Consider the following 13310-nt stretch of genomic DNA (forward strand, 5'->3'; position numbering starts at 1 on the left):
GCAGGAGGTATTGGGCGTCTTGGCGGCGCCTAGGGTTTAGAGATGAGCTGAGTGGCGTGGCGCAACGGCGCGGGGTCGCCACCCAGCGTGGAGGTGATTTGCGCGGCGTGCTCCAGCACCGGGGCGCGCCACGACTGCAGCAACGTACCGTCGATGCGCGAAGCCGGGCCCGCCAGGCACAGCGCCCCGCGCAGCGCCTGCTGCGCACCGAACACCGGCACCGAGATGCCGACCGTTTCCCGATCGCGCTCGCCAATCGACACGTAGTAGTAATCGCGCCGGATCGCGTCGTACGTGGCGCCCTGCATGCCCGAGAACGCGCACAGCACGCGCCCGCCGGAGCCGCGCTCCAGCGGCAGCACATCGCCCTCGCGCACGTGGTCGCGGATCGAATGGTTCGAATCCACGCGGTGCAGGCACACACGCACGTCGCGCTCGCGGATGTAGAGCGACACGGCTTCGCCCGTGGCCTCGGCCAGCGCACGCATGTGCGGCAGCACCACGTCGGCGAGGCGCATGCTGCGCTGGTAGAGCGCGCCCAGCATCAACGGCGCAGCGCCAATCTGGTAGCGGCCGTCTTCCAGGCGGAACAGCATGCGGTGCTGGATAAGCGAGCCGGCCAGCCGCAGAATCGTGCTCTTGTAGAGCCCGGTGCGTGCGGCCAGCTCAGCCAGCGTGAGCGCGTAATCGCCCGGGCGGAACGCAAACAGGATCGAGAACGCGCGGTCCAGCGCAGCCACACCCGATTGCCCCGGCGTAACCGCATCGCCCTCATTGGCGGCGGACGTGGTCTCGTTCTGAGTGGTTTGGCGTTCTGCAGTCATGACGATGTTGGGAAGGCGGCTCACTGGACCGTCTTCAAGGCTTGGTCGACGAAGCGGTTAGTGTACGTTTTCGCCAGGTCGATCTTGGCATTGCGGATCTTTTCGTCGTAACTGGAGAGCACCGTCAGGGCCACCTTGGCATCGGCATCGGTCATCAGGCCATCTTTGGAGAAGATCGGCTTGGAGTGGCGCAACGCATCAACAAACACATCGCGACCGCCCACCTGCTGTTCCTTGGGCATCTTGTCGGCAATGGCCTCGGGCGTGTTGGCGTCGATCCACTTGAGCGTGCGGATGAAGGCGTTCACCAGGCGCTGCACGGTCTCGGGGTTCTTGGTCATGAAGTCGCGCGTGACGTAGAGCGTGGCCGTCGGGTAGCGGCCGCCGAACACGGCGTTGGAGCCGGCATCGGTGCGCGTATCGACCAGGAACTTGGCGGCGCGGCGCTTCTCCAGCAGGCTCGCCACAGGGTCGAAGTTGACCAGCGCGTCGATCTCCTTGCGATCGAGCGCCACCATGCCCGGCGCGCCCGACCCCACCGCGATGTACGACACGTCATTCACCTGCAGGCCATTCTTGATGGCGTAGTAGCGCGCGAACAAGTCCGTCGACGAACCCGGCGCGGTGATGCCGATCTTCTTGCCCTTCAGATCCTTGCCGCTCTTGATGTCGAGATCGGGCCGCACCGCCAGTACGATGCCCGGCGTGATGTTGAGCAGCGCCACCGAGACGATGTCCTTGCCCTGCGCCTGGATGTGGATGGTGTGGTCATAGAAGCCCACCACCGCATCGGTCGAACCGGCAATCAGCGCCTGCAGCGCCTTGCTGCCGCCGGCCTGGAAGTTCTCCACCTTCACGTTCAGACCTTCCTTCTGGAAGTTGCCTAGCGACTGCGTGAGCGGCACCGGCATGTAGTTCAGGATCATCGAGCCGACCGACAGGCTCACGTCCTTCTTTTCCGGCTCGGCGGCGTTGGCCGCCGACCAGACGGCCGCGCATAGCAGGGCCGAAATCCATCGCTTCATGGTTGTCTCCGTAGATGTTGTATTGGGTCAGGCGCCGGCTCATGTGCCAACTTCGGGGTCCGCCTTCGGGCGCCACACCAGCAACTTGCCTTCGAGCGCATCCACGCTGCGGTCCAGTGCGATCACGAAAGCGGACAGCACGACGATCCCCGAGAACACGCCGGTGGCATCGAACACGCCTTCGGCCTGCGCAATCAGGTGGCCCAGGCCGGCGGAGGAACCGAGGTACTCGGCCACGATCGCGCCCATCACCGCCATGCCAACGGAGGCACGCAGGCTGGAGAGAATCCAGCTCGTGGCGGACGGCACATACACATGGCGCAGCAGGCTCATGCGGCTGGCCTTGAGCAGGCGCGCGTTGGCCAGGATGACCGGGTTCACCTCGCGCACGCCCTGGTAGGTATTGAAGAAGGTGATAAACAGCACCATGGTCGCGCCCAGCGCCACCTTGGAGGTCAGCCCCAGCCCGAACCACATCACGAAGATGGGCGCGAGCAGAATCCGCGGGATGGCGTTGACGATCTTGATGAATGGGTCCAGCACCTCGGCGGCCAGCTTCGACAAACCCAACCACAACCCGAGGCTGATCCCCATCAACGTGCCGATGCCGAACGAGAGAATCGTCTCGGCCAGCGTGATGGCTAGGTGCGTGTAGATGTCGCCGCCGGTGAACCACTCCCAGACGCGCGCGACGATGGACGACGGCATCGAGAAGTAAAACGGATCAATCACGCCCGTGCGGCCGAAGCCCTCCCACGCGCCGAACAGCACCACCACCACGGCCAGCTGAAACAGGCGGATCTTGGTCTTGTGCGCGAGACCCGCGCGCGGCGTGCTCATGGCAGGCGCAACGTTAGTGCTGGACGGCATGACTTTTCTCCACTTCGGTGCCGAGGATCGACCAGATCTCGCGATACAGGCGGATGAACGCGTCGGACATGTTGATTTCAGACACGTTGCGCGGGCGCGGCAGCGTGATTTCCACATCGCCGACCGGGCGACTGGCGGGGCCTGCGGACATGACCACCACGCGGTCCGCCAGGGCAATCGCCTCTTCCAAGTCGTGTGTGATGAACAGCAGCGATTTGCGGTCTTCCTGCCACAGGCGCAGCAGTTCGCTCTGCATGAGGTGGCGCGTGTGCACGTCCAACGCCGAGAACGGCTCGTCCATCAGCACGATCTTGGGCGAGAGGATTAGCGTCTGCGCCATGCTGATGCGCTTCTTCTGCCCGCCAGACAGTTGATGCGGATAGCGCGCTTCAAAGCCCGCCAGGCCGACCTTCTTCATCCAGGGGCGGGCGCGTTCACGGGCCTCGTCCACCGACATGCCCTGAAACACCAGGCCCAGCGCGACGTTATCCAGCGCCGTCTTCCAGGGCAGCAGCGAGTCCTGCTGCATCATGAAACCGGCACTGCCATTCAGCCCGGTCAGCGGCTCGCCAAACACGTTGACGGTGCCGCCGGCCGGCTTGAGCAGCCCCGTCACGGCATTGAGCAGCGTGCTCTTGCCGCAGCCGGTGGGCCCCACCACCGCGACGAACTCGCCTTCACCGATCGACAGATCGACGCCCTGCACGGCCGTGAAGCTGCCGAACCGTACCGATACCTGATTGAGCTGAACCGCTGGCAGGCCGCCGTGCAGCCGACCGCTGGCGGCCTGGGAAGAGGAAAGCATGGGCGTCTCCTTGAACGCGCCGATCACCGTGCGTTCTGTGTGCTGGAATATAGTTCTATTTTATACATACACATCAACCAGAATAAGGCGCGTAAACCCGTAAACCAGGCAAGCCCCCCCGGGCACCACGCAATAATGACGCAAATTTTCCCATAAATGTTCTTTTTGAAGGAACATAGTTCTATCTAATAGAATTTATGAACAATCCGGATGGTGGGAAATATTTTTAAGCCGCCCTAAAGTTTTCCGCCCGCCTCCCGTTCAAGGACGTACTGACTAGCGAGATGGCGATGCAACTCTCTTCCTCCTCCGTTTCCAGCACTGCGGGCACCGGCGCCTCGGGCGGCGGGAGTTCGGCCTCAGAAATCGAACGCCTGCAGCGCCAGCTCAAAAACCTGCAGAAGTCGATGGCGGATTTGCCCAACCAAGGGCTGCCCCCCGACCAAGCCAAAGAGCAGGCCCAGCTCCTGAGCCAGCAGATCCAGATCGTGCAGGCGCAGATCGCACGCCTGCAGGCCCAGAAGAGTCTGGAGCAGGCCCAGACCCAGCTGGAAAACCTTCACAGCGAATCGAGTTCCAGCCAGACCGAGGTTGCGGCCAAGGCACGGACGACTGACAAGGTCACCGGCTCGTCGTCATTGACCGATGCCCGGCTGCAAGCGCAGAAAGCCGCCCAGGCAACCCATCCGGCCAGCGCCGAAGCCATCGAACCAGCAGAGCCCCCCCTGGTTTCAGTCAGGGTCTGACGGCAGGAGCTCGGCGGCGGCACTGCTTTGATGTCGCCCCTGCTGATCTCCACTTCGCGCATCAGCCACACCCTCCCAACGAGGGGAGGCCGGCATGCATCGGCAACAGCGACAATCGCCGCGCTGCCGCGATAGGTGCGGTATCGAGAACCCGCATGACCGCCGCCAGCGACGCCCTTCCCCCCGCTCAACCGACAGACCCGAACGCGCCTGCCGACCCACAGCCAGCGCGCGTGCCGTCCCGCAACTTCTTCGCCCGCCACTGGCGTGGTGACTACAGCCTCGTCCGCTCGTACTGGCTGCACACCGCGCTGATGCAATTTGGTGTGATGGCGCTGAGCGCTGGCGTCACGCACGCCCTGGCACACAATGCGCCGGCACGCGCGGCCTCGTCGGCGCTGCTGCTGATCTACGTGCTGGGTGTGATGCTGTGGATCTGGGCGGTGGTCGGCACATGGCGTTCGGCCGACCGAGAACAGGCGCGTAACCAGCTAGCGGGGATGACGAGCCTGTGGCCGTTCGTTGCCAAACTGATGATTGCGCTGGGTGCCATCGGCACAGGCTCACGTGTCATCAATGACCTGCCGCGCCTGCAGGCACACCTGCGCACGGCGCTCGGCGAGCAAGCCGCGTCGCCCTTTACCGTGGTGCCACAACGTGACGGCCGCGCGGTGCTCTTCACCGGCGGGATGAACGACGGCGCAGCCGATGCGCTGGAAGCTGCGTTGCGCCGCGCGCCCAACGCCACCGCTGTTGTACTGCGCTCCGAGGGCGGCTGGCTGCGCGAAGGCGCACTGGTGGCCGATGTCATTCGTCGCCACCATCTGCGCACCTATGTGGAACGCGCCTGCGCTTCGGCCTGCACGATCGCCTTTCTTGCGGGCGAGGACCGCGCCGCCGCGCCAGGCGCTCGCCTCGGCTTCCATCGCCCGCGTGCGGTGGGCGCCGACCATGACCAGATGCCCGGCGCCACCGACAGCGAGTTATGGCGCGCCTATGCCGCCGCCGGCTTGCCCGACGCGTTCATCCGCCGCGTGGAGGGCACGCCGTTTGACCACATGTGGTTCCCCAGCCCACAGGAGCTGCTGGACAACCATGTCGTCACGCGCGCCTCACCCGGTGGGGAATACGCAACCATGAACACGCAGTTCACCACGCGCGATGCGTGGGCCGCCGAGCTGCGCAGCGTCGCGCTCTATGCGGCACTGGAGCGCAAGTACCCGGCGCACTTCAACCGCCTGCTCGACACCGTGTGGCAAGCCCTCAAGCGCAATGCCGGCGACGCCGAGGTCATGGCACTGCTGCATACCCAGTCGGCCAAGCTGTATCGCGCACTCATTCCTACCGCACCAGACGTGCTGCTGTTTGCCAACGCGCAGCTGACCATTGACGAGGCCCAGGCACTGCAACGCCTGAGCCCCGAAGCCTGTGTCGCTTACCTGGATGGCACGGCCGATGCCGTCGCCGCGACCGCACGCTTGCCGCGTGCACTGATCGCGCGTGAGCAAACCCTGTTCTCCGATCTGGTACAGGCGGCAGACCCGGAACATGTGCCCGTCGTCACCCGCGCGCAAGCGCTGCCCGCGCTGCAACTGGCCATAGCGGCCCTGCCACTGCAGGAGCAGCGTGTGCTGACCTTGCCCGCGCTGCGGCACACAACACCGCCCGCCGAGCGCTGCCAGGCCCTGATCCGTTTCGCGCATTCCATCCTGGCCCTGCCGGAAGCTGAACGCGCACTCGCCTTGCGCGGCATGTACGCAGCCACGTCTGCCCCAGACTTGTAACCGCCTCTTTTCCGAGGGCCGGGCGGCGCACGGCCAGCGCTTCAGTAGAGAGGCTGCCGGCACACCTGCTTGTCAGGACGCGGCAAGCGTCCATCCGCATGAGCGCCAGGCCGAGCGGATCCGACTGGTCGAACAGCGCTCACGCGGATTGGCCAGCGCGCAACGCGGCAAGCGACACCCGTTGACGGCCTTGCGCGTCAAAGTTATCGGGCAGCAGCCATTGTTCAAACACGGCGCGCAGTTGGGGCCAATCGGCATCGATGATGGAAAACCACGCGGTATCGCGGCTGCGACCCTTGTAGACCACCGCTTGACGGAAGATGCCTTCGAACTCGAAGCCCAGCCGCAGCGCGGCCTGACGGGACGGCGCGTTCAGCGTGTCGCACTTCCACTCGTAGCGGCGATAGCCAAGATCGTCGAACACGTGCTTCATCAGCAGAAACTGCGCCTCGGTTGAAAGCGGCGTGCGCTGCAGCAAGGGCGAGAACGTGACGGCACCCACCTCGACCACACCATGATCCGGTGTGATGCGCATCAGCGCCAGCGTGCCGACCGCGCGATCGGTGCGCGCGTCGATCACCGCGTACTGCAGCGGATCACGCTTGGCCGCAATGCGCTCGATATAGGCACGAAACGCACCGGCATCGGCAAACGGGCCTTCCATCAGGTAGGTCCAATCGCGGCCATCCTGCGCGTGGCCAAAGGCCTCGAACAACGCGTCGGCATGGCGCGCGGCATCCAGCGGCTCCAGCCGGCAGTAATGGCCAGCCAACGGCACATGCGGCGGCAGCGGTCGGGGGCTCCAGTTCGGCAAGGCGTTGCCGATGGGTTGTTGGTAGGGGTTAAGCGTGGTGGCAGTCATACGAAACCATGGGTGCGGACATCAATACGGCAGACCGTACCGAATCTCATGGTTCTGTGAAAAGAGCCATCCCCCCTCAGCGCGATGGAACCACGGCCGGCAGCGCCTGAAGTGGATTAGTCCATTCGGCGCCCCGCTACGTGGCAATAGCGCTCAACAGCATGCGTCGATATGTTGAGGGCCGGGGGAGGACAGCGCCAGGAAACGGCGCGGGCACGCGCTTTGCCGCACGGCAAGCGCGCGTCCGCATTCGGATGCACCGTTCATCGGCCAACGCCTCGGCCAGCTGTCTTCTTTCAGGAGCCCACGCATGGCGCCATTGCTCAATGGGTGGATTTGCCGGCACGGCCGGTGTGGATATGCCTTCACGCTGTGGATTGCGCTTGCCTGCCTGGCGCCATGCAGCCCTGCGCTGGCTGGCCCCAAGTTCGCCAACCTGATCACCGTACGCGTTGACACGGATGCAACCGTTGCCCTGCCGCGCACGTGGGGGCCGCTTCAGTTGAACGAGGACGCGCCCATCCCCTCGGTTGCCGGGACGATCAACTCGCCATTCGGGCCGTCACGCCTGGTGTTTGCGCAACAAGCGACGCCCGCTGAGGGCTTTGGTCTGGTCACGGTGCGCAAATCCGATTTCGAAAAAGGCACGCCGCAGTATTTGGAGAGCATTCCCCCGCGCCACTTGGCAATCCTGCTCAACCATATGGAATCGCGCGTGCATGGCGACCGCCCCATCTGGGCCACACGCCTGATCCGCGGCAAAACCCCCGCACAACGCTCGCTGGGCGAGCGCCGCGTGATTTACTGGGAAGGCGAGTGGCATACCGCCAACAACCAAACCGCGATGGTTCGGGGCTATGCCTTCTTTGGAAACGGTGCGGTGTATCTGCTGCGGGTGTTCGGTGCGGCGGGGCACAACCAACCCGCGTTTGCCGAGGAATCCCGCTTTGCCGAAGCGGTGGCCGCCACCTTCCGCATGAAATAGGCCGCGCTGAAAGCCGTGGATTTTGTTGCGCGGCAACATCACTCCCACGAGCGTCGGCCGGCCAGTGCACAAGCGTAGGCCGCGCCACGCAAGCTTTGAAATTTGTTGTTACCTTTGGAACAGTCTGTTCACCCCGAACCATATTGTTCTCCCGCATTGCAACACCTAAACTTCGCTCCAGTTGTCCAGACATCGATTGCCTGGACATCCATGCAAGTGTTGTAAGGAGAACAATCATGAAATGGTTCGACATTGGCGCCGTCATGGCTGCCTGGATCGCAAGCTGCGTCGCAGCAGGCTGGCTCATCAGCGCAGCCTCCTTCCTGGCCTAAAGCCCGAATCGGGCTCGACCCCGCCCCAGAAGCAAAAACGGCCGAGCAGGACCCCTTCCCGCCCGGCCTTGTATTCAAGTCGATGGGTTCGTCAGGCGCGTCTCAGGCGCCCTTCGCCTCCGCCCACTGGACGAATCGATCGACAAACCCCTGCAGGAACTGGCGCGTTCGTGCATCCGTGACCCCACCCTGGGCGTCGAACGGTTCCCCCGCAAAGTGGAAGAACACCTCCGGCAACGGCACGATCTGCACGCCCACCGCCGAGAGCACGTTGCGCAGTTGCGCCTGCGCCAGGGCCGTACCGATCGCCCCCGGTGACGCCCCCGCAATGCCCGCCGGCTTGCCGCCCCACACGCTCTGGCCGTACGGACGCGAACCCCAGTCAATCGCATTTTTCAGCACGCCCGGAATGCCGCGGTTGTATTCCGCCGTGACGAACAGTAGCGCGTCCACCCCTGCCACCTCCGCCTTGAAGCGCTGTACCGGCTCGGGAAGGCTGCCGTCCAGATCCTGGTTGTACAGCGGCAACTCGCCAATTTCGATGATCTTGGCGGTGGCGCCGGCTGGCAGCAGGCCAATCAGCGCGTGCGCCAGCTGGCGGTTGAACGACGCCTTGCGCAGGCTGCCGACGATGACACCGATAGTCAGATTGCTCATGAGGACTCCTCGCTCGACAAAGGTTCAGGGGTAGCGCCCTATTCCGCCCGCGCCGGCTCGGCCAGCGCAGCACGTTTGTTCAGACGATCAATGAGGCCGAACATCAACGGATTCAGCAAGATCGACAGGATGGCGGCCGCCAGCAGCAGGCCACGGGCACGCACCGGCAGGATCTCCAGGCTGATGCCCAGACCAATCAGGATGAACGAAAACTCGCCGATCTGCGCGAGACTGGCAGAAATCGTGAGCGCCGTGCGGTTGGCATGGCCAAAGGCGCGCACCACCGCAAACGCCGCCAGCGACTTGCCCACCACCACGATCAGCACCGTGCCCAGCACCGCCCAGGTGTCTTCCACCAGCACGCTCGGGTCGAACAGCATGCCGACCGACACAAAGAACAGCACCGAGAAGGCGTCGCGCAGCGGCAGCGACTCTTCCGCCGCACGCTGGCTGAAGGGGGATTCGGCCAGCACCATGCCGGCAAAGAACGCCCCCAGCGCAAACGACACGCCAAACAGCACCGTCGCGCCGTAAGCCACACCCAGCGCGGTCGCCAGCACACCGAGGCGGAACAGCTCCCGGCTGCCGGTCATGACAATGCGCTCCAGCATCCACGGAATCACGCGGCGGCCCACCACCAGCATCAGCGCGGCAAACGCCACCACCTTGCCCAGCGTGATGGCCAGCACCTTGATGATGTCCCACGCGCCCACGGTCGTGCTACCCGCGCCGCCCAGCGCGCCGGAAAGCGCCGGCAGCAGCACCAGCGTCACCACCATCACGAGGTCTTCCACGATCAGCCAGCCGACGGCGATATGGCCTTCGTGCGAGCTATCAATGCCACGGTCTTCCAGCGCCTTGAGCAGCACCACCGTACTGGCCACCGACAGCGCCAGCCCGAACACCAGCCCGGGGCCCCAGTTCCAGTCGAGCAGCCACGCCAGCCCCATGCCCATCAGCGTGGCGAGTGCGATCTGCCCAAGCGCCCCCGGAATGGCGATGGACTTGACCGCCAGCAACTCCTTCATCGAGAAATGCAGCCCCACGCCAAACATCAGCAGGATCACGCCCAGCTCGGCCAGTTGCGGCGCGAGGCTCTGGTCCGCCACGAACCCCGGGGTGAACGGCCCGGCAACCACACCTGCCACCAGATAGCCCACCAGCGGCGGCAAGCGCAGCCGATGCGCGATGGTGCCGAAGATGAAAGCCAGCACCAGGCCACCGATGACGGTGGAGATGAGCGGGGTGTCGACGTGCATGCGTTCCTGTGAAGTTGGGGCGGATGGAAAGACGGGGTGGACCAGCGGAACAGCGGGATCGGGCCTGCGGGCCCTTGTGCGACAACGGCGACGCCGATTTGTTCATGTTGCGTCACAACTATAAGGGATGCGGCTTGGCAAACCTTACGAAGCAAATGTCATGCAGAAGACATCGCCGCCGGAATGTCGCTCCTACACTGCGCCGCAGACCCGCTCCCGCCGGGCAGACCAGGAGACAACACATGCGCTACGCCAACAAGGTCCTTTCCGTGGACGAGGCCATTGCCCACGTCCGCAGCGGCAGCCGGCTGATGCTGGGCGAATTCGTCGGCGCCGGTGAGCCCGCCTGCTGCATCGAGGCGCTACTCGCCAGCGGCACCAACCAGCTCACGCTCATCGCCAATACGGCGGGCCTGCGCGGCGGCTTCCTCAAGGCCAGACTGTTTGCTTCGGGCCAGTTGGCGGAGTACATCGGCACGCACGTCGGCACCACGGATGAATCGACACAGGCTTACCTGAGCGACAGCGTGCGCGTGGCCGAATTCTTCCCGATGGGCACCTGGGCCGAGAAAGTGCGCGCGGGCGCGATGGGCCTGGGCGGCGCACTCGTGCCGGTGGGCGTGGGCATCCTCGACCAGCCGGGGATGTTCCCCGCGCGTGGCGCCCCCAAGCAGACGCTCACCGTGAATGGCATGACCTGTTTCGTGGAGCCGCCCTTGCGCGCCGACGTATCGATCATCAAGGGCTGGCGCGCCGATACCTTCGGCAATGTGGAGTTTCGCGGCACGGCACTGCAGAACCAGCGTGACATCGCCATGGCGGGCGATTACACCATCGTCGAGGTGAACGAGATCGTAGAGGTAGGCACGATCCCGCCCGAGCGCGTGGGGTGCCCGGGCGTGTTCGTCAACGCCGTGGTGCAAGGGTTGTCGCTGGAAGACCAGCATGCGCTCTACAAGCAGCACTGGACCAAGCTCGGCCGTCTGCCGGCCGCCGCGCAGGCCTGATCGGCCGACAACACGAACAAGGAGACCGCCATGCAGCCGCTACCCGAGCACCCCAAACAACGCATTGCCGCCCGCTGCGCGCAGGAATTGCGCGCGGGCGAAGTCGTCAACCTCGGCCTGGGCATCCCCACGCTCACGGCCAACTATCTGGATGCCGATGCCGGCGTCATCTTCCACACTGAAAACGGCGCCTTCGGCTTTGGCGGACGCCCAGCGCTGGACGCCATCGACAGCGACGTCACCAACGCCGGCTGCGAGCCGATCACGCTGCCACCCGGTGCGGCCATCATGGACCTTGCTACGTCGCTGGGCGCGATGCGCAACGGCTATATCGACGTGACCATCCTCGGCGCGCTGCAGGTGGATGCGCTGGGCAACCTGGCCAACTGGGCGTGCGAGCGCAACGGCAAGTGGTGGCCCGGCATCGGCGGGGCGATGGACCTGTGCTACGGCACGCGCAAGGTGATTGCCGCGCTGGCCCATACCGACAAGCATGGCAACTCGAAGATCTTGCCGCGCTGCACGCTGCCGCTCACGGGCCAGGGCTGCGTCAAGGTCATCGTGACCGAGCACGCGGTGTTTGATGTGACCGACGCGGGGCTCGTGCTGCGTGAAATCCTCTCGCATGCGACACTCGCCGACATTCGCGCCATGACGGCAGCCCCCTTCACACTGGCGCCGCTGCTGCAGACGCCCATACCGCTTGAGGCCTGAGGAACGTTCATGCCCACCACCGTCGACTGGTTCTTCGATGTCATCTCGCCGTTTGCCTACCTGCAGCTCGAGCAGCTCGACCGGCTGCAGAAAGACCACGACATCGTCATCCGCCCGCGCCCGATTGTGCTGGGCGCACTCCTGAACCACTGGGGCCAGAAGGGCCCGGCAGAGATCGGCGCCAAGCGGGTGTTCACGTATCGGCATGCGCTCTTTCGCGCGCAACAACTCGGCATGCCGTTTCGCATGCCGCCCGCGCATCCGTTCAACCCGATCAAGGCATTGCGGCTGACGCTTGCGATGGATGGCTCGCTCGATGCCGTGCGCGCGGTGTTCCGGCACATCTGGCGGGATGGCAACGATGTCGCATCGCCCGAGGGTTTTGCCGCGCTGTGCGAGGCCGTCGGCTTTCCGGCGGGCGCGACGGCTGTCGACCAACCCGCCGTGAAAGACGCCCTGCGTGCGCACACGGATGCCGCCATCGCACTCGGCGTGTTTGGCGTGCCCACGCTGGTCCACAACGGCGAGTTATTCTGGGGTGAAGACGCAACCGACATGTTCGTGCAGTGCCTCACCACCGATTGGCTTGCCACACCCGAAGTGCTGCGCGTGAGCACGTTGCCAGTAGGCATTCAACGTGGCTGAACACGCTATCCACGCAAACCCCAGCGACTCCCGCCCCGGCATCAGCCGCGCGCGGCTGGCGCACATTGCTGCCTGGTCGATCGACCTGCCCAGCGACGAGGCCGACCGTGCGTGCGCCGGCATCGTCGAAAAAACCTACGCGCGCGGCGCCTGCATCTGCCCAAAGAACACACTGCTGGAAAGCTGGACGGGCGTGGTCACGGGCCTGATCAAGATCGGCACGGTATCGCCCGAGGGGCGCAGCGTCACGTTCACGGGCGTACCGGCTGGCGGCTGGTTTGGCGAGGGGACAGTGCTCAAGAACGAGCCGCGCCGCTACGACATCGTCGCGCTGCGCGACACGCGCATGGCCTTTATGGAGCGCGCTACCTTCATGTGGCTGGTTGAGAACAGCGTGGCCTTCAATCGTTTCCTGGTGAAGCAGCTCAACGAGCGGCTTGGCCATTTCATGGCGCTGCTCGAATACGACCGCCTGCTCGATGTCACGCCGCGCCTGGCGCGCTGTATTGCTTCGCTCTTCAACCCGGTGCTTTATCCCGGCGCGGGCGACCATCTGGAGATCACGCAGGAAGAACTCGGCCTGCTCTCCGGCATGACGCGGCAGGTTGCCAACCAGTCATTGAAGGCGCTGGAGAAAGACGGCGTGGTACGGCTGGAATACGGCGGCGTGACGGTGGTGGACCTCGATCGGCTGCGCAGCTACGGCGCCTGATCACACCTGCCGCATTGTTATGGAATCTTCATTCAGCGCAACGACCTGCAGCCGCTAGAATCGCGGCACAACAAGACAAGATC

14 protein-coding genes are annotated in these 13310 nt (G+C 64.7%); 7 read left to right on the forward strand and 7 right to left on the reverse strand.

Translation table 11 applies throughout. The features are described 5' to 3' along the window. Positions 1-29: 29 nt before the first annotated feature. Genes C404_RS32465 through C404_RS32480 form a run of 4 tightly spaced genes read right to left on the reverse strand, consistent with a single transcriptional unit; the run spans position 30 to position 3524 of the window. The gene (locus tag C404_RS32465) at positions 30-824 is read right to left on the reverse strand and encodes an IclR family transcriptional regulator (protein ID WP_031328741.1); all 795 of its coding nucleotides are present in this window, start codon (positions 822-824) and stop codon (positions 30-32) included. A 20-nt stretch (positions 825-844) separates the two neighbouring features. Beyond that, a complete protein-coding gene (locus C404_RS32470) occupies positions 845-1849 on the reverse strand; it encodes an ABC transporter substrate-binding protein (protein ID WP_021192854.1) in 1005 nt (334 codons plus the stop codon). 39 nt (positions 1850-1888) lie between these two features. Beyond that, positions 1889-2719 (reverse strand): ABC transporter permease, encoded by an 831-nt coding sequence (locus C404_RS32475; protein ID WP_021192855.1) that lies wholly within the window; start codon positions 2717-2719, stop codon positions 1889-1891. Beyond that, the gene (locus C404_RS32480) at positions 2703-3524 is read right to left on the reverse strand and encodes an ABC transporter ATP-binding protein (protein WP_021192856.1); all 822 of its coding nucleotides are present in this window, start codon (positions 3522-3524) and stop codon (positions 2703-2705) included. Before C404_RS32480 ends, C404_RS32475 begins: the two co-directional genes overlap by 17 nt. A 290-nt stretch (positions 3525-3814) precedes the next feature. Here C404_RS32480 and C404_RS32485 point away from each other — a divergent pair, with 290 nt between their 5' ends. Beyond that, positions 3815-4270: a FlxA-like family protein gene (locus C404_RS32485; protein ID WP_031328742.1), complete on the forward strand. Its 456-nt coding sequence runs from the start codon at positions 3815-3817 to the stop codon at positions 4268-4270. 155 nt (positions 4271-4425) lie between these two features. Continuing rightward, positions 4426-6054 (forward strand): membrane protein, encoded by a 1629-nt coding sequence (locus C404_RS32490; protein ID WP_021192858.1) that lies wholly within the window; start codon positions 4426-4428, stop codon positions 6052-6054. A 139-nt stretch (positions 6055-6193) separates the two neighbouring features. On the opposite strand, the gene C404_RS32495 is transcribed toward C404_RS32490, so the two are convergent. Further along, a complete protein-coding gene (locus C404_RS32495) occupies positions 6194-6916 on the reverse strand; it encodes a GNAT family N-acetyltransferase (RefSeq protein ID WP_021192859.1) in 723 nt (240 codons plus the stop codon). 310 nt (positions 6917-7226) lie between these two features. Here C404_RS32495 and C404_RS32500 point away from each other — a divergent pair, with 310 nt between their 5' ends. After that, positions 7227-7901 carry a hypothetical protein gene (locus tag C404_RS32500; RefSeq protein WP_021192860.1) on the forward strand — a complete coding sequence of 225 codons (675 nt, stop codon included), beginning with the start codon at positions 7227-7229 and terminating at the stop codon, positions 7899-7901. A gap of 434 nt (positions 7902-8335) precedes the next feature. Here the strand turns inward: C404_RS32500 and C404_RS32505 are convergent, their stop codons facing one another. Beyond that, positions 8336-8890 (reverse strand): NADPH-dependent FMN reductase, encoded by a 555-nt coding sequence (locus tag C404_RS32505; protein WP_021192862.1) that lies wholly within the window; start codon positions 8888-8890, stop codon positions 8336-8338. Positions 8891-8928: 38 nt separating this feature from the next. After that, entirely contained in the window at positions 8929-10149 is a 1221-nt protein-coding gene (locus C404_RS32510) for a cation:proton antiporter domain-containing protein (protein ID WP_021192863.1), read from the reverse strand. A 242-nt stretch (positions 10150-10391) separates the two neighbouring features. Between C404_RS32510 and C404_RS32515 the strand changes: the two genes are divergently transcribed. From C404_RS32515 to C404_RS32530, 4 genes are read left to right on the forward strand one after another with little or no spacing between them, the layout of a single operon-like run. Continuing rightward, positions 10392-11156 carry a CoA transferase subunit A gene (locus tag C404_RS32515; protein ID WP_021192864.1) on the forward strand — a complete coding sequence of 255 codons (765 nt, stop codon included), beginning with the start codon at positions 10392-10394 and terminating at the stop codon, positions 11154-11156. A 30-nt stretch (positions 11157-11186) separates the two neighbouring features. Beyond that, positions 11187-11870, forward strand: a complete 684-nt coding sequence (locus C404_RS32520) for a 3-oxoacid CoA-transferase subunit B (protein WP_021192865.1) — start codon at positions 11187-11189, stop codon at positions 11868-11870. Positions 11871-11879: 9 nt separating this feature from the next. Continuing rightward, on the forward strand, positions 11880-12515 hold the full coding sequence (locus C404_RS32525; RefSeq protein WP_021192866.1) for a 2-hydroxychromene-2-carboxylate isomerase: 636 nt from the start codon (positions 11880-11882) through the stop codon (positions 12513-12515). 40 nt (positions 12516-12555) lie between these two features. Beyond that, positions 12556-13227: a Crp/Fnr family transcriptional regulator gene (locus C404_RS32530; protein ID WP_037010884.1), complete on the forward strand. Its 672-nt coding sequence runs from the start codon at positions 12556-12558 to the stop codon at positions 13225-13227. The last annotated feature ends 83 nt before the right edge of the window (positions 13228-13310 follow it).

Origin of the sequence: Ralstonia sp. AU12-08 (assembly GCF_000442475.1) — a bacterium.
GTDB classification, from domain to species: Bacteria; Pseudomonadota; Gammaproteobacteria; order Burkholderiales; family Burkholderiaceae; genus Ralstonia; species Ralstonia insidiosa.